General features: G+C 48.2%; 17 protein-coding genes. 11 read left to right on the forward strand and 6 right to left on the reverse strand.

The annotated features are described in order from the left end of the window. Positions 1-102 precede the first annotated feature (102 nt). From IC229_RS17535 to IC229_RS17560, 6 genes are read left to right on the forward strand one after another with little or no spacing between them, the layout of a single operon-like run. On the forward strand, positions 103-972 hold the full coding sequence (locus tag IC229_RS17535) for an SDR family oxidoreductase (protein ID WP_190888311.1): 870 nt from the start codon (positions 103-105) through the stop codon (positions 970-972). A gap of 17 nt (positions 973-989) precedes the next feature. Next, positions 990-1,586 carry a gluconate 2-dehydrogenase subunit 3 family protein gene (locus IC229_RS17540; protein ID WP_190888312.1) on the forward strand — a complete coding sequence of 199 codons (597 nt, stop codon included), beginning with the start codon at positions 990-992 and terminating at the stop codon, positions 1,584-1,586. A 6-nt stretch (positions 1,587-1,592) separates the two neighbouring features. Continuing rightward, positions 1,593-3,143 (forward strand): GMC family oxidoreductase, encoded by a 1,551-nt coding sequence (locus tag IC229_RS17545; RefSeq protein ID WP_190888313.1) that lies wholly within the window; start codon positions 1,593-1,595, stop codon positions 3,141-3,143. A gap of 7 nt (positions 3,144-3,150) precedes the next feature. Then, the gene (locus IC229_RS17550; RefSeq protein WP_190888314.1) at positions 3,151-4,491 is read left to right on the forward strand and encodes a family 1 glycosylhydrolase; all 1,341 of its coding nucleotides are present in this window, start codon (positions 3,151-3,153) and stop codon (positions 4,489-4,491) included. Between the two features lie 11 nt (positions 4,492-4,502). After that, positions 4,503-5,285: an alpha/beta fold hydrolase gene (locus IC229_RS17555; protein ID WP_190888315.1), complete on the forward strand. Its 783-nt coding sequence runs from the start codon at positions 4,503-4,505 to the stop codon at positions 5,283-5,285. 17 nt (positions 5,286-5,302) lie between these two features. After that, a complete protein-coding gene (locus IC229_RS17560; protein ID WP_190888316.1) occupies positions 5,303-6,475 on the forward strand; it encodes an amine oxidase in 1,173 nt (390 codons plus the stop codon). A 13-nt stretch (positions 6,476-6,488) separates the two neighbouring features. Here the strand turns inward: IC229_RS17560 and IC229_RS17565 are convergent, their stop codons facing one another. Continuing rightward, entirely contained in the window at positions 6,489-7,691 is a 1,203-nt protein-coding gene (locus IC229_RS17565) for a glucuronyl esterase domain-containing protein (RefSeq protein WP_190888317.1), read from the reverse strand. A gap of 301 nt (positions 7,692-7,992) precedes the next feature. On the opposite strand from IC229_RS17565, the gene IC229_RS17570 reads away from it, so the two are divergent. Further along, on the forward strand, positions 7,993-8,901 hold the full coding sequence (locus tag IC229_RS17570) for a manganese catalase family protein (RefSeq protein WP_190888318.1): 909 nt from the start codon (positions 7,993-7,995) through the stop codon (positions 8,899-8,901). Positions 8,902-9,002: 101 nt separating this feature from the next. On the opposite strand, the gene IC229_RS17575 is transcribed toward IC229_RS17570, so the two are convergent. The 5 genes from IC229_RS17575 to IC229_RS17595 all read right to left on the reverse strand — a co-directional run bounded on the left by IC229_RS17575 (position 9,003) and on the right by IC229_RS17595 (position 15,219). Next, positions 9,003-10,244, reverse strand: a complete 1,242-nt coding sequence (locus tag IC229_RS17575) for an MFS transporter (protein WP_190888319.1) — start codon at positions 10,242-10,244, stop codon at positions 9,003-9,005. A 41-nt stretch (positions 10,245-10,285) separates the two neighbouring features. After that, positions 10,286-11,416, reverse strand: a complete 1,131-nt coding sequence (locus IC229_RS17580) for a glycoside hydrolase family 130 protein (RefSeq protein WP_190888320.1) — start codon at positions 11,414-11,416, stop codon at positions 10,286-10,288. A 10-nt stretch (positions 11,417-11,426) separates the two neighbouring features. Then, positions 11,427-12,182, reverse strand: coding sequence for an SDR family oxidoreductase (locus IC229_RS17585; protein ID WP_190888321.1), 756 nt, complete (start codon positions 12,180-12,182; stop codon positions 11,427-11,429). Positions 12,183-12,221: 39 nt separating this feature from the next. Beyond that, complete coding sequence (locus tag IC229_RS17590; protein WP_190888322.1) at positions 12,222-14,504, reverse strand: hypothetical protein; 2,283 nt, start codon at positions 14,502-14,504, stop codon at positions 12,222-12,224. Positions 14,505-14,610: 106 nt separating this feature from the next. Next, entirely contained in the window at positions 14,611-15,219 is a 609-nt protein-coding gene (locus IC229_RS17595) for a hypothetical protein (protein WP_190888323.1), read from the reverse strand. Between the two features lie 416 nt (positions 15,220-15,635). Between IC229_RS17595 and IC229_RS17600 the strand changes: the two genes are divergently transcribed. The 4 genes from IC229_RS17600 (at position 15,636) to IC229_RS17615 (ending at position 22,377) form a co-directional block, all read left to right on the forward strand. After that, the gene (locus IC229_RS17600; RefSeq protein WP_190888324.1) at positions 15,636-16,967 is read left to right on the forward strand and encodes a sensor histidine kinase; all 1,332 of its coding nucleotides are present in this window, start codon (positions 15,636-15,638) and stop codon (positions 16,965-16,967) included. Positions 16,968-17,482: 515 nt separating this feature from the next. Next, a complete protein-coding gene (locus IC229_RS17605) occupies positions 17,483-19,843 on the forward strand; it encodes a TonB-dependent receptor (protein WP_190888325.1) in 2,361 nt (786 codons plus the stop codon). Between the two features lie 31 nt (positions 19,844-19,874). Continuing rightward, positions 19,875-21,104, forward strand: coding sequence for a DUF4374 domain-containing protein (locus tag IC229_RS17610; RefSeq protein ID WP_190888326.1), 1,230 nt, complete (start codon positions 19,875-19,877; stop codon positions 21,102-21,104). Positions 21,105-21,165: 61 nt separating this feature from the next. Beyond that, positions 21,166-22,377 carry a PepSY-associated TM helix domain-containing protein gene (locus tag IC229_RS17615; protein WP_190888327.1) on the forward strand — a complete coding sequence of 404 codons (1,212 nt, stop codon included), beginning with the start codon at positions 21,166-21,168 and terminating at the stop codon, positions 22,375-22,377. Positions 22,378-22,475 lie beyond the last annotated feature (98 nt).

Consider the following 22,475-nt stretch of genomic DNA (forward strand, 5'->3'; position numbering starts at 1 on the left):
GCACGTAAATAGGAATGGCACGTGCTAACAAAAGCATTATACAGCGGTTTACTGAACTTACGAACCCGCAGCAACTTTTAGCGGTCGTAGCTCAACGACGTTATGGAAACAACCACTGAGTTTCGCCCCAAATCGGAGGAAATACCGGGACAGAAACTGCCTTATCCCGCGCGCCAGTCCGATATGGACCCCGCCCCCGATTCCAATCTATCGAATTATAAACCCGCCGGAAAACTGACGGATAAAATTGCGCTCATTACGGGTGCAGATTCTGGAATCGGTCGCGCCGTAGCTATTGCATTTGCCATGGAAGGGGCAAATGTGGCTATTGTGTATAACGAAAATACCGATGACGCCAACATTACCCAACAGCTTGTGGAAAGCAAAGGACGTTCCTGCCTGGTCATTCAGGCCGATGTTCGGAGCGCGGCTGCCTGTCAGGATGCGGTAAAGCAAACCGTCGACCATTACGGAAAACTGAATATTCTGGTGAACAATGCCGCTTATCAGATGGCGCAGGAATCGATTGAAGATATCACCGAAGAGCAATTTCGCCGGACGTTCGAGACGAATATTTTCGGTTATTTCTTCATGGCAAAAGCCGTTTTGCCCCATCTACACGACGGCGATGCCATTGTGAATACAGGTAGTATTGTAGGCATCACCGGTAACCCTATTCTGCTGGATTACACCGCATCCAAGGGTGCGATTCATGCCTTTACCAAATCACTGGCAATTCAGTTGGGTAAACGAAATATTCGGGTAAACTGCGTTGCGCCGGGGCCGGTATGGACGCCTAATATTCCCGGAACGATGCCAGAAGAAGAAGTGAAAAACTTTGGTCATGAAGTTGCACTGGCACGTCCTGGACAGCCAGAAGAAATAGCGCCTGCCTACGTATTACTAGCTTCCAGCGAAGGCAGTTTCATGACAGGTAGCATCGTTGAAGTAACCGGCGGGAAGCTGGGCTAACGTTTTTCTAACTGTTTATGGAAATAGCTTATCCTGTAGGTACTGTTCGTGCGCTGATGGCAACCGATCAGGTAACCGACGCTACCCGACGTGCGCTGACAGAACGACTTACGACCGAAACTCAGCCACCACAGTTTTTCTCGAACTATGAGTTGAACCTCCTCCGCACCATTTGCGACCGGCTGATTCCTCAATCTGAGCATCACAGAGCCATCGACGTAGCAGGTGGAATTGATTCCCGGCTAGCGCAGGGCAAATCGGATGGGTGGCGATACGACGATATGCCCATCGATGAAGATACGTATCAATTAGGGCTGGCCGGTATTGATGAAGCCGCTCAAAAGCTGTTTGGGCAACCCTTTCAACAACTTTCGGATACGTATCAGGATCAAGTACTTCGAGCCGTTCAACAGGCCAAAGCACCGGGCGAAAGCTGGAAAAAACTACGCGCTGACCGATTCTTTGAAGAATTACTAGCCGAATCGACCTACCACTATTACAGCCATCCGCTGGCTCAGGAGGAAATTGGTTACGTAGGCATGGCCGACGTACCGGGTTGGCAACGTATCGGGCTCGATCAACGAGAAGAACGCGAACCTGAACGTAGCAAATAAAGGCTTATGCACTATAACAAACAACCTACACCCGTCGATGCCGTCGTAATTGGAACGGGTGCTGGTGGCGCTCCGTTGCTGGCCCGGCTGGCGGCTGCGGGATTGAAGGTTGTTGCGCTGGAAGCTGGTCGATACTGGAATCCGGCAAAAGATTTTGCTACCGACGAAAAGGCACAGGAAACGTTATTCTGGACTGATGAACGACTGAGCGCGGGCGAAAATCCGCTTCCGTTTGGCAGCAATAATTCAGGTACCGGCGTCGGTGGCTCAACGCTGCATTATACGGCTTATACCCCGCGCGCCCAACCCGACGACCTTATGTTACGTAGCGAGTTCGGCGTTGGCGAAGACTGGCCCTGGGGCTTCGATCAACTGGAGTCTTATTACGAGGAGGTTGAACAGCTCCTGGGCGTTTCTGGTCCATCTCCTTACCCCTGGGGACCTGCTCGCAAACGAGCTTATCCGTTAGGCCCTTTGCCCATTAATGGGGCGGGTATGCTCATGCAGAAAGGATGTAAACAACTAGGAATTCGAACCTCTCCGGCGGCCAATGCAGCTTTATCGGCTGAGTATTACCAGGAAGGTGTTGGGTATCGGCACGCCTGTACGAATCGGGGCTTTTGTCAGGCGGGTTGTACCATCGGGGCGAAAGCTAGTATGGACGTTACGTATATTCCGTTGGCGCTACGTTACGGAGCCCAAATTCGACCGGAGAGTTTCGTCACACAACTGATTAAAGATCCGTCAGGACGTATCAGCGACGTTGTTTACAGTCGAAATGGGCAGGAAGAGCGGCAGCGCTGTCGCTACGTATTTCTCTGCGCCGGAGCGGTGGAAACACCCCGACTACTTCTGCTGAATGAACTGGCGAACAGCAGCGGTCAAGTGGGGCGTAATCTGATGGCGCATCCCGGCTTGCAGATTTGGGGTGAATTCGATGAAGCAGTACGTCCCTTTAAAGGCATCCCTGGAGCAATTATTTCGGAAGATACCCATCGTCCGCAGCAGGCTGATTTTGCCGGTGGCTACCTGCTGCAATCCATTGGCGTCATGCCTGTTACGTATCTCACTCAGATGACCCGCGCGTTAGGTACGTGGGGGCAGGATTTGAAAAAGGCCGCGCTGGCTTACAACCACGTAGCGGGTATCAACATACTGGGCGATTGCCTGCCTGCCGCGCATAATTATCTGGAATTGTCAGGTGAGAAAGACAGTCGGGGGCTGCCAAAACCCCGTATCTACTTTTCGAATGGCGAAAACGAAAAACGCATGACGGCCCATGCTGATACGTTGATGCGGGCAATCTGGGAAGCCGCCGGAGCAAAAAACGTTTGGGCATATCCACGTAACGCGCATGTTATCGGCACCTGTCGCATGGGTATGAATCCGACTACGGCCGTGGTTAACCCTGATGGGCAGTCATTCGACATTCCGAACCTGTACATCAGCGACAACTCAACTTTTCCTAGTGCGCTGAGTGTCAATCCGGCGCTGACAATCATGGCTTTATCACTCCGTACGGCCGATCGTTTCCTAACCAATAACAAACGCCTGTAGCAACGTTATGAATCAAAAAGGATTTTTAGAACGTATCAAAAAACAATTTGGTGATGGCAATTATGCAGGCGATCAATTCGGTGGAGCGGCTGGAAAGGACGGTAGTGGACTACCCATCGACAGTGCCAGCAACTTTATGTTCGCCACCGGCATCGAATGCTCCTACCCAACTATCCAGCATGGCAATGTACGTCGGGACTTGCTCCGGGAATGCGGCCACTATGACCGCTGGAAAGAAGACCTGGGGCTGGTAAAGGAGCTGGGATTGAACGTACTACGTTATGGCCTACCGTACTACAGCATTCATCAGGCACCCGGGAAATTCGACTGGAGTTTTGCGGATGAAGCGATGGCCGAAATCAAGCGATTGAACATAATCCCAATCCTGGATCTAATGCATTTCGGCGTTCCCGACTGGATTGGCGACTTTCAGAATCCTGATTTGCCCGTTCATTTTGCGGAATATGCCGGAGCCGTCGCCGAACGATATCCGTGGGTACGTTTTTATACGCCCGTCAATGAAATTTACGTAACAGCCCGATTGAGCGCGAAGGAAGGCTCCTGGAATGAGCAGCTCAAAACCGACAAAGGGTTTGTAACGGCGCTTAAGCATTGCGTAGCCGCCAGTATTATGGGCAACCAGCAGATTGCCCAACGACGTAATGATTGTGTAATCGTACAAAGTGAAAGCGCCGAATTCACGCATGAGCTCCTGGCGAACCCTTCTCCGGAAATCATGTTGGAAAACGAACTGCGTTTTTTATCCCTTGATTTGTTATACGCTAATCCGCCGTCTGCATCCGTTGCCATGTACATGATGGACAATGGCCTGACGCGTAAAGAATATGAATGGTTTATGGCAGGCAAACCTCCTGGTTATCAGATCATGGGCAACGATTATTACGGACGTAACGAACGGATCAAGTTACCCGATGGATCGATTCAGACTTCTATGGACGTATTAGGCTGGTACGAAATCACCAAAGATTACTATGAGCGCTACCGAATGCCCGTTATGCATACAGAAACAAACGTCTTTGAAGCTGATATAGCTCCGGTTTGGCTGCTAAAACAATGGGCCAGCGTGCTACGTATGCGTCAGAATGGTGTACCGGTAGTTGGATTTACCTGGTATAGCCTTATCGATCAGATAGACTGGGACTCCCAGTTGAAAGAGGTCAATAACCACGTAAACGCCTGTGGGCTTTATGACTTAAACCGCAAGCCCCGGCCTGTTGCCGAAGCTTATAAAACGGTTCTGAAAGAATTTGGTCAGATCACGATTGTGCCCCACGCCGAAATGCTGGCGATTACGGAGCAACCTGCCCGATTAAAAGTTGCTACGTAAATCGATTGTCTGTGCACTATTCTGTCAATAATATTCAGCTCAACGTAATTGAGTTAGGCAACGGTCCGCTAACGCTGGTGTTTTTACATTATTTCGGCGGCTCAGCGCTGGAATGGACAAACGTAATGAATCAGTTGGCGAATCAATACCGCTGTGTCGCTGTAGACCTGCGCGGACATGGCGACTCTGCCGCTCCTCCTGGTGATTATTCAGTTAATACAATGGCCGATGACATTATGGCCTTACTGATTTTACTGGGAATTGATACGTTCGTACTAATCGGTCATTCCATGGGCGGAAAAGTGGCTTTGGCAGTCGCCAGTCGTCAGCCAACCCGTCTTCAGAATCTATTGCTTTTATCACCCTCGCCCCCTGTACCTGAACCAATTGCTGACGCTGACCGGCAAAATTTACTTGAAACGCACGGCCAGCGGTCGGCCGCTGAAAAAACGTTCACCCAGATTACGTCAGTTCCGCTTCCGGAACGGGCAAAGCAGCAAATCATTACCGATAATCTACGTTCCGATCAAATCGCCTGGCGATCCTGGCTTACTGTAGGAAGCAAAGAAGATATTTCATCTCAGGTAATTGCTATTTCAGTTCCGGTGGCGATTCTGGCTGGTACGGCCGATACCGCTATTCCGACCCACGTACATACTACGTTAACGAAGCCCTATCTGCGAACTGCTACGTTAGATTTCGTCGCCGGTGTCGGTCATTTATTGCCGTGGGAAGCGCCCGATAACGTAACAGCTTTCATCCGTAAGCAGTTAACAGTTCATACCAAAGAGTGATACGTTAACTGTCGTTTATGGAAAATTCGTTACGTTCAAATCCATTTCAATCCTTCTGGTGGGCGGGTTTCGAGTGTACAGATCAACTGAACTGTTTCGGTAATCGAGTCGATTTATTAACCGTTACGGGACATTTTCAGGAAATTGAAGCTGATTACCAGCGACTCAGTCCATTCAATATTCGAACCGTACGTGAAGGAATTCGGTGGAGTCAGGTTGAAAAGAGGGCATACCAGTATAATTGGCGGCCAGTTGAGGAGATGCTTGCCGCTGGTCATCGTCTGGAAATTCAACAGGTATGGGACCTATGTCATTTCGGCTTTCCTGACGACCTGACGCCACTTCACCCTATGTTTGCCCGACGGTTTGCGGCCCTGTGTCGGTCTTTTGTGCAGTACTATCGCGACCGTTATCCCGATGAAGCCCTGATTGTTACGCCTATCAACGAAGTGAGTTTCATTTCCTGGCTGGGTGGCGATGTTCGGGGTACGGCTCCGTATTGCACTCGTCAGGGTTGGGAAGTCAAACTGGGGTTGATGCGAGCCTATATTGAAGGGGTGGCGGCCATGCGTGAAATTGATCCTACCGTCCGCATTCTGACGACAGAACCGCTTGTTCAGATTGTCCCCCCCCTTGGCGCTACTCCGGAACAGATTATAGATGCAGCTGTTACCGATGAAAATCAGTTTCAGGCCGTTGATATGCTGGCCGGATACATCGCTCCCGAACTAGGAGGCTCACCGGACTATCTGGATATACTGGGTTATAATTACTACTATAACAATCAGTGGGTACTGGATTATAATAGTTTCCTGCCCTGGGGCGATCCTATTCCCGACCCTCGTTGGCTGCCTCTCCGTAAACTCCTGATGAAAGCCTACAGGCGCTATAAAAAACCAATTGCCCTAACCGAAACGAGTCATTCTGGCGAACATCGCCCGCAATGGATTTCCATGATTGCTCAGGAATGCGCTGCTGTTATTCAGGCGGAGGTGCCGTTATGGGGCGTCTGCCTATATCCAATTATTGATCGCCCTGATTGGGATCATCTGGATCATTGGCACCACTCTGGTCTTTGGGATACAGATTCAGCCGCTCAGCCGTTTAGCCGAGTGCTCCATCAGCCCTATGCAGATGCCCTGCTGGAAGCCCAGTGGAAATATACTATGCCGCTGCAATCAGTTGATTAAACGTAAAGGCTGCTTATTTTTTGTAATGTACCTTGGCAAATTGTATAAAATTGCTCCAGTCGTAGGCTGTTAAGTTATGCTCACCTTCCCGATTATGATAGCCAAGTGGCGATTTACTAATGGGCTGGTTTATAGCTGGCGGACTGACCGGTAAATTCGCTTCAACACCGTATAAGGAATAAGCCTTCTGGGCATATTTTAACGACAAAAATGTTCCTGTAGGATCAGCCCAAAGGTCTTTCGACGCATTGGTCACATACAACGGCCTTGGCGCAATGGATGCCAGCAGCATATGCTGATCCAGAGGCAAAGCGTCTTCGTTGTTATTGAATTTTTTGTATTTCCTGGCAAACCAGTGCGGAAAAACAGTATTGATTCGATTAATGGTTTCGCCAAAACGCCTGTGTGATAAGGCTGCCCCTGTATTCCCCGAACAATTGGAAAGACACATCGCAAACCGCTGGTCTTCGGCAGCCGCCCACAGAGAAGCTTTTCCACCCCGGGAGTGCCCAACGATAGCCACTTTTTTGGCGTCTATCGTTGCATCTTTCTCCAAATAATCCAGTACCCGGCTAGCTCCCCAGGCCCAGGCGCCAATGGCCCGCATGCCGTTATTGGCGGTTAATTGCTCTGGGTAAAGCTGAAGCACTCCGTTGACGTACTGAACCGTGTCATCAGGAGCCAGATCGCTAACATGGAAAGCGGCAATAGCATACCCACTATCAATGACCATTTCGGCCGGCCAGAATTCACTTTTATGCACCCGGGTGGGGTCCGTATTGTCTTTGCCCCGATTGTTTATCAGCAGAAAAGCCGGCGTTGGCCCCTTTCGCTTGGTCGGCACAAAAAGTACCAGATTAATCTTTACGGACTGATTGTGATGGACCACCTCAATCAGAACCTCTTTTAAAGTTGCTTTGCCAGCCATAGCATTGGCATCTTCCCTTTTTATGGAGTAGGTAAGGCGGTCGAAGGTTTTGGGCATTTGCCCGTATACATTGTCTTCAAACAGTTTAATGATTTCAGGCCGTCTTATTTTTTCCCAGTTTGCCTTAGTCCGAATGTCCTGATTCGTAGTTGTTTTCAGTATGTCGGGTAAGGTATAGGCAGGAACTTTTGATTCGTCATAATTTGCCTCTTTCGCATTTTGGGCCTGTAGTTGGCTGAGAGTAGCTAAAAGCAAAAAGGAAAGGGCAAAACGGCGTACGTACTGCATAAGGATAGCTTAATGGTAAAATGACTAACGCTTGTAGTATACCTACCAAACAGGTTATTGCTGTCAGGCAGCAAAATTGAGAACACATAGTTACTATGCGAATTGGAAATTAATTGGTTAGAATGGAAGTACCCCCCTTTCCAGGACAGAAAATTTCTCTGTTGTATCCAGTACGAATCAGCTGATCTTCGAAGCGAAGGCCCGTTACCTCGTTGGCTACAGCTCATTTCTAACTATGCTCCGCAGCCGTGGGTTGGGTTAGTGAACAAGTGTTTCGGGTTCTAACTTAAACCATACGGTTATGATTTTAAAGATGGATCGGCTTCCAATTGAGTTGCCTACACCCAAAAACCCATCGGCCAATGATGCCGCAGCTATTCAGGAATTATTGGGGGGGAAGTTCGGCGAAATGTCTACGCTGATGAACTACACCTTTCAGTCGTTTAACTTTCGGGGTCGTAAGAAAATTCGTCCTTTCTATGATGTGATTGCCAGTATCGCAGGTGAAGAATATGGTCATATCGAGGTGGTTTCCTACGCGATCAATCTGCTGCTGACAGGCGTTACCAAACGAGGTCATGATCCTGTTCCTGGCCCACTTGCTGATGCCGTTAATGCCCGCAATACGTATCATTATATTGCCAGTGGACAGGGAGCTTTACCGGTCGATTCAATGGGTAATTTCTGGAACGGCCAGAATGTGTTTAGCAGCGGAAATCTGAAACTGGACCTGCTTCACAATTTCTTTCTGGAATGTGGCGCCCGAGGCAACAAAATGCGCGCTTATGAAATGGTAACAGACCCAACGGCCCGCACAATGGTGGGTTATTTGCTGGTACGTGGTGGCCTGCACATCGTAGCTTACGCCAAAGCCCTGGAAAAGCTAACGGGCGTGGAAGTCACCAAACTTTTGCCGATCCCGGATTTGAGTAATAATGCGTTTCCCGAAGCCAAAAAGTTTATGGAACAAAAACTGCATTTGCAGTTGTACACGTTCAGTCAGGAAGATTATAAGCAGGCAGGACTGATCTGGAATGGACCGCATCCTGATGATGGTCAGGAGTGCGTAGTAATCGAAGGCGCTATTCCGGGTTATCCAGTTCCTGATTTAGAGGAAGAGCCTCAGCTCAATGCACCGGGTGCTGATGATTTTGATCCGCAGGTGTTTTCCGATATGGCCAAGAAAATGGGAATTAAGTACGAGTATTAAAGCCTTTACCAATCAACAAAACAGAACGTAGCAGCCAGGAAACTGCTACGTTCTGTTTTATTAATAATCTCAAAGCTGAAATAACGTATCGTTCAGTACGATTAACCAAACGTTTTTCGATCGGTGAATTTTTTAGCCGCTTCGGGCAGACGTATAGTCCAGATGGCAACGGCGGCCATACTAATGGCACAAAAGATAAACGGAGCTATCGTACTTACACCCGATAGCAGACTATTCATTAAAGCAGATACGAAGCTGGCTAGCCCTCCCAACGCCTGAATATTACCGAACATTTCGCCCTGACCACCACCCTCTTTAACCATAATGGAAAGTAGGCTTCCGGTGAGCCCGGTGATAATTGAAACGGTCAGTGCGTCTACGCCCGCCACTACGTAGAGCAGCGTCATGGATGACTCCGAAAAGGTGTAAAGTACCTGTAATCCAACGCTAAGCAGCGCCAGAAAAATAATGACTTTTCGTTTGTTGACACGGTGAGCAATAAACGTAAAGAAAATGATATTTGCCAGTATCGCAATACATCCAAAGTACAGAAAGAACCAGGCTGTTTCACGCGGTGTCATCATCAGATCACTCTCGGTCAGAAACGCAACAAAATAAGCGTAGTATCCCATCCCCAACGTAGCGATCATATTCAGGATGAAAACCAGTTTCACACCCGGCAATTCCTTGTCGGCAGCCGTGAGTTGTTTCCACAACGTAACAACTTTCAGAGAATTAGCTGCTTTTTGGGCCAATTCCTTGACCTCAACCGGCTCTTTTTTCGGATTCGTTTCTTTAAAAAAGAAAGCCAGTCCGATGTTCAAAAGGCCCAACGCCAGCAACAGAATGACCGTAGGTAAAGGGCTAATTCGCCCGCCACTGTAGACCAGCATCAGCCAGCCAGTTCCCATTGCCCCTATGATTGGTCCCGCGCCGATAATGAAACTCAGAAGACCTGAATATTTAAGAAATTCATCTTTTTCTGTAAGGTCCGACACCGACGAACGCATCACCGAATCCAGGCCATTCGTTACGCCTTTGAAACATCGGTTCAATACGTATCCCCAGGTTTGTAGCGGTAACAGCAGTAGCGAAGTAAAGAGGGAGACTATTGTCGTGGCAATGACCGCCGGTCGTCGGCCACGCTTGTCGGACCATTGACCGATGGCGGGTGAGAACGCCAATTGAATAGCCAACGTAACGGCGATTCCGCCCGTCAGCATGATGGGTTTGGCGGGTAAGTTTATAACGTAGTCGGCAACCAAAGCGCCTAAACCATTTCCGACAATGATGTCAAATAAGGTAATCGCGAAAACGAGCAGTAAGGGGTATTTTTTAAGCATTACGTTGAGAAATCAGGTGTACTTTAAAGAAAAACCAGACGTTACGTTCCCAACGCAAAAACAGATTTAGGAATGTGGGTGATACGGCACGCCAGATCACATTCGCCTGAGGCAACAACGTAGTAATCACCCATATCGACAAGGCCGGTAGTAAAGACCACATCAGATAGATACAACTGATCTTTAATAGGTTCGGTTAGAGACGGGTTCGCTTCGAGTACCGGTACTGTATCTTCCAGATGCAGAATCTGGCTTGGATTCTGCGCATCCAGTAACGCCCAGAACGTGCGATAAATACCGACCAGCCCCTGCAACTCAACCCCGTGGTAAAGCATCAGCCACCCGTGGTCAGTCAGAATCGGTTGCGTACCACCGCCCAGTTTCATTGTCGAAGCTGTGCCTTTTCGGGCGCGGATAAACGGTTCATCCAGCGGTTTCCAATGCAGCCCATCGGGCGATTGGGCAAGGTTAATGGTGGGTCCGGCATAGTACGGACTACCTGGCGGAGTGGCGAAATACAAATCGCCTAAGGGGCGAGTAAGGACGAAAAAATTCCCGTCGATTTTGCCTTCAAAAAACACCATGTCCTTGTTCTGATGGTCGAGAATGATGCCTTCCAGTTTATAAGTGAGCCCATCGGTTGAGGTATAAAGTGTCGTTGAGTGCCGCTCTGAACTCACCGAACAGGTAGTCATATAATACGTATCGTCAATTTTTGTGATACGTGCATCTTCCACCCCATACTCCTGATACGTCCGCTGGGGAGCGATAATTTTGTCGTAGTGAATCTGTATTACGCTGGTTCCATCAGGAGTCAGCTCTACCGGCAATAGCCACGACAGCGACGTAAGCGCCATCACTTTATAAGGATTTCCCAGCAACTGAAACTTACGCGGATCAGCCGCATTCACACTACTGAGCGGATACGTATCGAGTTGATAACCAGCATCCGCATCCCAGCGAATAGCATGAATGACCTCTCCGATAATAGGCCGATTGAGGGCTTCGGCCACGCGAATCATAATGAGCAGATTCCCGTTAGGTAACCGCGCCAATCCAGGGTTGAATGCGCCCAGTACATACGTATCAACCTGAATGGACTGACGTAGCGGTGAGAACTGAAGGTCAATATCATTGGGCGAAAAAATGAGTTTATCTACGGGAAAAACCATCCATCAATGATTAAATGAGTTGTAAATGTGGACGTATCTGCACGGACACGACATCGCAACGTAGCGGCTGGGTCAGAATGTACTGCACACAAACGGCAATATCTTCGGCACGTAGCATTTCGCCTTTTTGCTGCTGTTCGCGCTCTTCTTCGGGTGTGGTTTCCTGCATATCCGAACCCACCGCCCCCGGCTCGACCAGACTAATTTTGATTCCCAGCGGATTGACCTCTTTCCGAAGGCTTTCGGCAAATCCCTGAATGCCCGACTTAGTTGCTACATATATGGAACTGCCTTCTTCCCGCACATCGGCGCTCATCGATCCAACCAGCACAATATGACCGCGTTTGTTGGGTTTCATACGGTTCAGGGCTTCTTTGGTCGTTGCCAGATACCCAATCAGGTTGGTTTCGATAACGTAACGCCAGTCGGCATCGGCCATCTCATCAATCGACTCACCACCAAGCGCAGCACAATTGATAAGAATATCCAGTCCGCCCAGCGTTTGGTCAACGAGTTGAAAAACCCGCTGAATATCCTCCGCACTAGCACTATCTGCCACACATCCCTCCGCCCGGCCACCATTTCGCCGAATAACCGCAAGAACCTCATCCAGTTGCTCCTGATGACGGCCGAACGTAACGATGCTGGCTCCATACGAACCCAGCAAAAGGGCAATTGCCCGGCCAATACCGGTGGTGCCGCCGGTTATCAAAATCCGTTTGTCGACCAATGATTCGACGGCAGTGTGTATGTTTGGTTGTTCCATAACGTTGTCTGTTAGTTTGTCTATGGTATTCGAGTTGACTCATAGCTTTTTCGCCCATTCTACCCGAAGCCGCGTGTCTCCCCTTACTTCATATTCCTGAAAGTGTTTATCCTGCGCACTGGGGGTAAACGGTTTGCTGGCACTATCATCTTCATCAAAGAGCTTAACGTGGGGCAGCTGCCGCCCTTTCGCCAGGAGCTGTATCCGACAGCGATAGGCAGACGTACCACCCAAACGCAAAACAGCATAACCACTCTCTTTCCCTGTTATCTGATATTCAGCCTGTTCAATAGGATATTCGCAGTAAATAATAACCGGTACGTTATCAAACCGCTTGTAGGCATAGGTCGCCAGGATATAGGCCAATGCCCCACCATAAACCTCCTGCCCTACCGCTCCAGCCTGTTTCCAGCCAGTTGGCATGTCTTCAAGGGGAATGGGTAAGTCTGGTACGATACGTCCTTCCTTGGGTTCCTGACAAACGGCCTCAGCCGGGAGTTCCTGCGGGAAATAATACCGTCCCCGGTGAAGAAGGTATTTCATGTATTCGGCGAAGAATAGCCGGATGGACTCGGGAACATCCCGCCCTACCTCCTTGAGGTAACTAAGCATGGTGGCTATAATTTCACCTTCTTCATAAGCCGCCAGATAGGGGGCGTCACGTAGCGGAGCAACACCCAGGAAGGTACTTCGCTGCTGGCCAAAACCGAACTGGCAGTCCCAGATCCACAACCGGGCAATGACATTAGCCAGCCCCAGCCGACTCAAATCGAAATACAATCGATTACTTGTAATTTTCCAGAGTTTCGCCAGTGTCAGCGCACTCATAATGGTGATATTACTCTGATAGAGAAGCTCGAAGCCTTTCCCTCGCAGCCGTTCAGCCGACGTAATGGCTTCATCCAGATATCGCTTTTCCCGGGTAAAATCATACGCCTGAAGCATCACATGGGTATATAATCCGGCTACATCCAGTTCACCTCCTTTGCCAGTATCTGTTTCGGCTTTTACGACCTCCAGCGTCCGTATGTCGTAAAATACCGGCCAGTCATACTTAAAATGGTGGGCCGCTTTAATGACAAATTCCAGCGAGTCGAACAGTAATTCTTTAGCCTGTTGATGGCCCTGATCGGCCAGTCGGCCCAGATTCATCAGCGTATGGAGCAAATACCAGGAGTCTATTTTAGTAGGATCCTGCTCCTCGCTACGTTCTTCCTTATCCTCGGTGAACGTACCGGCAGGCAACCAACGCACGATTGTTTGCTGGTTGTCATTATAAAACGAAGGCAGGTTCTGTTGCAATCGTTGGACCAGAGGCACCGCTTCATCTGCCCAGTGTTGATACTCCCAGAGCGGTACCAGAATCGTCAGTTGCACCATACTTTCGGGTGGTTTCCGAATGGCATCGACGTAAGCGTTGAGGTAATATTGCTTCTGAATCGTGCGTCCGCAGTGCGTGGATTCGCTTAAGGCTTCAATCGTTTGTTTAGCCGTTTTGGGCCAATGATAATACTCCGTTTTCGGCTTGGGCAATTGGTGATAAATACTGGCTATTGCCTCCAGAAACTGATCAGCAGCTTCAAATTCGCTTTGGGGTACTACGTCGCTCACGAAAAGGAGGGCGTCTGAAAGCGTTATTTCTTTCCCGGCGGGTAGAGGTTCCTGCGTAGTTGGTAAAGCGAAGCCTACCTCTGGCCATTGGACGCTTACCGTACCGGAAGGGTCGCTTTGGGTGGTCTGGCAGAAATCATTGAGGGATGTCAGGTTTTGAAAATAGAGCAGCGAACCTTCCAGCGGTTTTGTTATGGACAGATAAGCCAGGCCGGCGGTTGGCCCGCTCTGAGTAACATAGACCATTCCCTGAGTTGTCGTAGGTTTATAGTCTTTATCCAATATATACACATCCCGGGGAAAGGCCTGAATGGTAAACGGTAACTCAGGGACTAACGTAGTAATATAACGTAGTAGCGGAACGTCGCTCTCCGGGATTTCGATGGTAATAGTATATTGCCCCGAGGCTCCTTCAACCAGATATTCTACCTTGGTCTTACTTGATGTGCCAACCGTATAGCCTTTAATCGACTGGGGATCAAAGCAGGTTCGAACCGCCAGATGACCTGCTTTGTGAAAGGAGTAGACAAGCCAGAATGACGTATCAGTTAAGCAAACGCTAAGCTCCCCTTTTTCGAGTTGCATGGGCAGCTTACTGCGATTCTTAGTGTGTTTTAATTGTTCATCAAGGCCGGCTACCCATTGAGATGTTTTTTCCGTTTTGGTAAAGGGTTGCCAGTAAGTCGGACTATTGTAGGATTTACTGCCCATTGGTCGTTACGTTAAATTGCCCATTTATATTACTGTTATTAGTGTCGGGATTGCCTATACATTGGTTACGAAACCGCAAATAAACTGGAGAAAGTGGTCCATAGATTTACAGGTGAACCAGGTAATCGGTTAGAAGTTTCCACTGAATTTTTTGATAAAACAACCAGCCTGCTTCGGCGATGATTGTGTTGATGAACCCTCGCTCTCCAGCCTGAGGTTGTTGATTATTGATGGATTCATGTTGCCCAATTTCAAACGCACTGATTGTATTGCCCGATAATTTGACCCGAAATGTGCTACGTGCCTGTTCCGCGAAAAAATGGTCAATCTGGTCTGGCTTACTGGCCAACGGGTCCGGGCAGGGTTGAACCGTGAATTCAGCCAGATTGTCGCTTCTTGACAGAGAAATAACACGTACCCAATTTTCGGGTGTTGGACCGGGTAAGCCAATCTGGATAAAATCGTCGATCTCAACGGGCCCAGCGTGTTTTTGCCGACCGATTGAATCATACAGTGCAAAATCGGAGGCAAGGCTGGAAAGGTCCGACCAGCCGTTCACATTCAGGAGTTTAGCTACCGAGTTGGCAAATGCTTCTTTAGCCGCCGATTCGTCCAGATACGTATGGTGGCTTTCATAGGTCATATCCTTGGTAGCCTCACCCTGTACGACTTTACTTTCGTGTTGAATCTGCTCAACAATAGCCTTGAGTTTCATACGTATTTTATCGATTTACTTAAGCATGGTTTTAGGTCTTATCGCACTTTCTATAAACTCAACCTTATTACTATTTATCGGCAGTAGAGGAGTGGAAGTAAGGGAACGGTACGTCGTCTATTGACGCTTCTAATACTGCCCACAACCTCACAACCATTCATGTTCGTTACTTCATAACTGGCTAATAGGATGTTCTTAAACATACCGTTTTGTTCTATTCGCTATTGAGCGTTTACAAGCCGAAGAAATCGATGAGCGAAGGCAAATGCTTTGTACATTAAATGATCTACGAACAAGTCATTTCCTTATTAGTTTATGAAAAATGAGCAGCATTAATCTACTGGAGGTCTGATGATTATCCTATTGTTCTCGATTTCAGAAAAAGCAAAAAACCAGTAAAGACCGGATATACACGCATGGAGTCCTCTTACGCTGACAACCCTCAATCCTTATCAGCTATTACCGCCTATTTATTCGCGCAACGGGAAACCGTTCTAAACAGTTGGCGAACAGCTTGTCAGGGAGATGCTACGTTATCTAAAGGGCTATCGTTAAGCCGCGAAGAATTTAACAACCTGCTCCCGCTGATTTTAGACATTCTGGAAGCACGATTGCTGGGAAAAGCTCCTGAGGCTGACCCAGCTCTGACCGCCCAGGCGCACGGTCTGCATCGCTGGCAAAAATCGTTTTCCTTAATCGATACTATGCGGGAAGTCGCCCACTTAACGCAGATTCTGTATACTGAGCTTAAACGATTTCAGGCCCTTTTCCCCCAAACAGATGCTCACCTCTTACTGGATGTCAACCAGCAGATTTCCCAGATCATGCAGGAGGCCATGGAGGGTAGCGTTGTTAAGTACGACGATTTGCAGCGATTGGAAGCCACTCAACGGTCGGCTGCCCTTCAGCAGGCTGTCGATAAAATGACGGCCTTATCCCAGGAGCGAATCACGATACTGCGAACATCTGCTCATGACCTGCAAGGAGGATTAGGTATTATTAACGGAGCGGCCTACATGTTAAAGCTGGAGGGCCTTTCAGAAGAGCAACGGGAGCAGTATTTGGACATGTTAAGCCGTAATCTGGCGAGCGTTGAGACAATGCTGACGAACTTAATGGACCTTTCTCGCCTGGAAGCGGGTGAAGAAAAACTTCAGTTTAAGACTATGGACGTAGCACCCTTCCTGCACGAGATAGTCCAAAGTGGACAGGCGCTTGCTGCTGAGCGGAAATTATTACTCCGAGCCGAGGGGCCGGCCTCCCTACTCGCTGAAACTGATCCTGTCAAACTGCAACGTATCATTCAGAATCTACTGCTGAACGCCTTAAAATACACATCTACTGGGTTTATATCGATTTCCTGGGCGTTGGAAAATGATGCCCGCTGGATCGTAAGCATTCAGGATTCGGGACCGGGCTTGCCTTCTGCACTAGCCACTGTATTTGGTGATCTACTCAAGCCAACCGTCGAAGCAACCAGTGTATTGTCTGTTGATGCCGCTGAGCCAGTGGCCGTTTTGCCTATCAACGTACCAACTATTCCTCCAAGCGAAGAACTGCGTGTAATGGGGCATCAGGCCAATCAGGGAGAAGGAATTGGTTTACAGATCGTTAAGCGATTGTGTGAACTATTGAAGGCTAGTCTGGAAATTGAAAGTATTACAGGCCGGGGCACTTTATTTCGCGTTCGGCTGCCCATTCGTTATAGTGCTAAACAGACAGGAGATGATACCAATGGGTCGGTTTAGCAAATTCCTTTTCGACTAAAATAAAGAAATCTTAATCCTGGGTAACGTAACGGTTTCCCACCAATACATACGCAGGCTTTGAAAATAGCGTAGCCAATCTATATTGAAAGCTAAATTTCAACCTTTCCAATTATTAATAATATATATGAAATAATAATAATATTCTAAATATCTGACCGTAAGGCATTTAACCTATTCAATGGGTTATTTCCCGTCTTACTATCTTCTATTAGGCCACAAATAGTCACGTCTCTTTTGGCTTTTTTCGGAATCGTCGCTAATTTTGCTAATTAAAATTAGTCTAAATAGGCACTAAGACCTATTTTCTGATTTCTTTCCCGGAAATGCGCTCAATTATGAACAGGGCTGTTGTACAAAATGCCTTGACGAATAAGAAGGTAGCATTTGTCTTGTGGCATTACGTAGTCGGACGAATAGGTAAACACAGAATGGCATTACGTTTTTTTACCTGTTCCTATCACAAACTTAATTGGCTGTTTTTCTGGCTGTTGGCCTTGCAACAACCCCTTTTCGCGCAACCCGGTTCGGGGCAAATCAGTGGCCAGCTTATTACTCAGGATAAAGTACCCGTAGCATTTGCCACAGTTATGCTGGCTAATACAAACTATAATGCTACGTCCGATACGACCGGTTCCTTCACCCTATCTGCACCAGCGGGCCAGTATACGATAGTAGTCAGTAAAGTAGGTTTAAAAAGGATCGAGCGTTCTATAGTCATTACTGCCGGACGTAATACGGAGTTGAAAAATCTAGTTTTGCTACCCGACGGTGATCTGGGTGAAGTGGTAGTTCGGGGTAAAAATGAAGTCCGGCAGATTAACGAGCAGGGCTTTGCAGTCAACGCCATTGATCTGAAAACCGTTTACGGACTGAACCGCGATCTTAATCAGGTCTTGAATACGACGACGGGAATCCGTATTCGGGAAGAAGGTGGGCTGGGGTCCAACTTTAATTTTTCGTTGAACGGCTTCTCGGGAAATCAGGTCAAGTTTTTTCTGGATGGAATTCCAATTGACAACTTCGGATCCTCGCTAACACTGAATAATTTCCCCGCCAACGCGGCTGAACGTATTGAGGTTTACAAAGGCGTACTGCCGGTGAGCCTGGGTACCGATGCCCTGGGCGGAGCAGTCAATATTGTCAGTCGGCGCAATCCCAACTATCTGGACGCCAGCTATTCGTTCGGTTCGTTCAATACGCACCGAGTCGCCCTAAATGGCGCCTACACAAATGCCAAAACCGGTTTTACCGTTCGGGCCAATACGTTCTTCAATTATTCGGACAACAAGTACCGCGTGCTGGTGCCCATCAAAAATCTGGCAACGAGCAACTTCGGTCCTGACCAGTGGGTACGTCGTTATCACGATGACTACCAGTCAGCCACCATGCAACTGGAAGCTGGCGTAACCAACAAACCATTTGCTGACCGACTGCTGATTGGGCTGATTGCGTCAGGTAATGACAAAGACGTACAGACCGGCGTAGTTATGGAGCGTGTTTTCGGCGCCATCACCAGCCACACGCGCACGCTGATTCCAACCGTAAAATATAAGAAAAAAGACCTCTGGCTAAACGGGCTGGATCTGAATCTATATGCTGCTTACAACATGACCCGGTTCACGCTCATCGATACTACAGCTCGCGAGTACAACTGGTTAGGCCAGTTCAAAGTCAATCCGGCATCGAGTACTAGTAGTGTTGGTGGAGAGCGTAGCCGCACTCGGAATCAGAATAAAGATCATGAAGGGTTGCTTACGGCGAACCTGACGTACCGCATCGACGGTCAGCAGACACTGGCGCTGAATTACGTAGGAACAAACTTTCACCGTTCGTCGTACGATCCGGAGAACCCAGATGCCATCGGCAACCGATTTCCATCTGATTTAGCCAAGAATGCACTGGGGCTGGCCTGGAATCTGGATATTCACAACAAGTTTACAACCTCGGTTTTCGGTAAATTCTTTGCCATGAAGGCCGTTGGTTATCAGCAGGTCGATGCGTTTACAGCACAGGAGCGCTACGAAGCCACTACGTTCAACTATTCCAACCCCGGATATGGACTGGCAACGGCTTATTTTCTACATCCCACGATTCAGGTGAAAGGCTCTTATGAACATGCCTATCGCATGCCCGAGGGTAGCGAAATTTTTGGCGATGGCGTTTTTGTCGTGTACAGTGTGGGTTTGAAACCAGAAAAAAGTGACAACATTAACTTGGGTGCCCACTATGCTACTCCGGCTGAAAAAGACCACCGGATTACAGCCGAAACCGGTCTTATTTATCGACTGACGAAAGACTTTATTCGCCTTGATCAATCCGTTTCTGGGGCTCAACGGCAGAATCAGAACAGAGGCAAAGTCAGAACGACGGGCATTGAGGCTGAACTCGCTTACTATTTCAAAAAGCGGTTATTCGTATCGGTCAACGGTACGTATCAGAGCATTATTGACAAACAGGAATTTGAACAGAGTAGTGGTTTCACGGGGGGCGTTACCCGAAACATTACGTATAATTTTCGGCTTCCCAACCTGCCGTATTTGTTCGGCAACGCGAACGTTGGCCTGAACCTACCGACCCAACCTAACCGGGTGCTAACGCTCGCATACAATATGAATTACGTGGAGAAATATTATCTGGTCTTTGCGGAGTTGGGTGAAAGCGCATTCAATCAACGATACATCATCCCCACGCAGGTTGCCCACAACCTGTCGGCAGCTTATTCGCTGGCGAATGGCAAATACAATCTTGCCCTGGAGTGCCGGAATTTCACCGACAATCTGCTCTATGACTCCTACCGGCTCCAGAAGCCGGGACGCTCGTTCTCCGTCAAGTTCCGGTATTTCATCAGTAACTAAATCGTCTTTTTTCAATTAATACAATCAGATAATGCGTAAACAATTAATTAATGCGGCTCTTGCGACAGGTTTTGCCTTTGCTGCGCTATCGTGTAGTAAAACCAATACAACAGACCCTACACCGGGACAAACCTCGTATGTATTAGGCATGGGCGTTACGTCAAACGGAACCACGACCAACTACGTAGTAAAAGCCACGGATTTATTGACTGGCAAAATTTCTCCAGTGGGTAATGGCCTGACACTGGCGGGCTACCGGGATTTTTCGCAGGGAAACAACACCGTATTTGCAATTGGAGGCTTTGAGCAGGCTAACGTAAACGGTGTTACTCAGGATGCCAATGGTCAACTAAATGTCAGTGGCACAGCAACTTTCGATCGGGCGGCTGACGATATACAGCAGGTCGACAACAACCAGATGCTGGCGCTGGAATACCCTTCGAAAGCCAACGGCAACAGCGCCCGCTGGTACTTTGTGGATATCAACTCGAAAGCGATCACCAAAAACCTATCGACCCCATTGGCTCCGCTGGTAGCTGGTGGCGACAACCCAGTTTATTCAGGCATGGTGGTACGTGGTAATCAATTGTTTGTGTCAAATCTGCATTTCGATGCTTTGTTTAATACCAATCATACCGACACAAACTACGTAGCGGTTTATACGTATCCCGAAATCAAGTTTGAAAAACTGATTACCGATACACGTACTGGCCCAACGGGCGCCTGGCAAACCAAAAACGGTTTGTTCAAAACGGAAAGTGGCGATATCTATTCGATGTCTTCCAGCAACATCTCGAACGGCTACAGTAAGTCGACCAAACCCGGCGGTTTCCTACGTATCAAAAATGGCGAAACGGTTTTCGATCAGACTTATTTCTTCAATACGGACAAATTGGGAGGCAAAATCTCGCACATGAAGTACATCGGCAACGGTTTGGTATTCGCGACTATCAGCACCATAGCTACCCAGACGGCAGACGACCGCTGGGGAGACAAATCACTGAAAATGGCCATCATCGACGTAGTAAACCAGAAAATTACGGACGTTAAACCAGAGACAGGAACAGCCGCATCGTTGGTTCACAATGGTAATGGTGGACGGAGTTTCCCGGTGCTGATCGATGGCAGCAAAGTTTATTACCCCATCACAGGGGCCGACGGTGCTACGTTCATCTACCAGATTGACGTACCAACGGCTACGGCCAAAAAAGGTGCTGAAGTTCAGGCGTCGTTTGTGGGCGGTATCTTCAAGGTACAGTAAGCGTAATTGAACGAAAGAGTGAACGAACGAGTAAGTTAATTCGCTCTTTCGCCATTTACTTATGGTTTCCAAACGAAAAGAATTTTCCCGATCCCGTTTTTACCGAATTTCGGCCTGGCTACATCTATGGCTGGGTCTGGTAACCGGTATCGTCGTAATTCTTGTCTGCCTGACAGGTTGTATCTGGGTATTTCAGGAGGAAATAACCAGTACGTTCCTTGACCCTGAAACGAACGTAGCGTATCAACAAAAGCCGGTTATTCAGCCTTCTCAGATCATGACGATTGTCGATAAGGAATTTCCGGGGAAGCGTGTTGGTTCGGCTGAATATCATCAGGGAAGAACCATAAACGTCAACTTAGGTGGACAAAGAAGCGAAACTCCCGCCCTGAAAATCCATCCGTACACAGGCGAAGTTATCCGTAAAACTGACCCCAAAGCGGCCGAAGGGGATTTTTTCGAATGGATTTTGGAAGGGCACCGTTTTTTATGGCTTCCTTATAAAATTGGTCGTCCCATAGTCAATTACAGTACGTTAATCTTTGTCTTTACGCTGATTACGGGGCTGGTGTTGTGGTGGCCGCATAAGTGGACGAAAAGCATGCGCCAACGGAGCTTCGCCATCAAGTGGACTGGGTCGGCTAAACGGGTTAATTATGATTTACATAACGTACTTGGCTTTTATTCACTGCTGGTGGTAGCGGCCATTGCTATGACGGGCATGGTATACGGCCTTGACTGGTTCGGGAAAGGTGTTTACTGGATTACGTCAGGTGGAACGCCGTTTCCTGGTTACGGTACGTTCAATTCTGATACGTTGCAAACGCTACGTCCCTATACACCCGCTCAGGCCGTTGATTTGGTCTGGCAGCAAGCTGCTAAGAAGCATCCCGATTCAAAAGGTTTTTATATATCCTTCCCGGATTCAACTGACCATAAAGCTGTTATCATTATAACGGTTTATCCGTCGGCTGGTGTTATTTACGATAATCAGGGCTATATACATGACCAGTTCACACTCAAAGAACTGCCCAAAGACAAAATTTACGGCCAGAAATTTTCGGAAGATACATTCGGTAATCAACTGCGCCGAATGACCTATGATATTCACATCGGCTCGGTTTTAGGACTTCCGGGGAAGATGCTGGCTTTTTTTGCCAGCCTGATTGGCGGCAGTTTACCGATTACTGGTTTTATTATCTGGTGGGGTAAACAGAAAAAAAGCAAGCACAAAAGCAGGAAACTGAAAGTGAATCAGACGAATAGCTTATGAATGAGCGAGCGTGTTCAGTGAAGAGTGTCCTGTAAACCATTATTCTGGGTAATGTTCTACAGGACACTCTTCACTGAACACACTCGCTGGTACATATC

The organism is Spirosoma profusum, assembly GCF_014699005.1.
Lineage (GTDB): Bacteria > Bacteroidota > Bacteroidia > Cytophagales > Spirosomataceae > Spirosoma > Spirosoma profusum.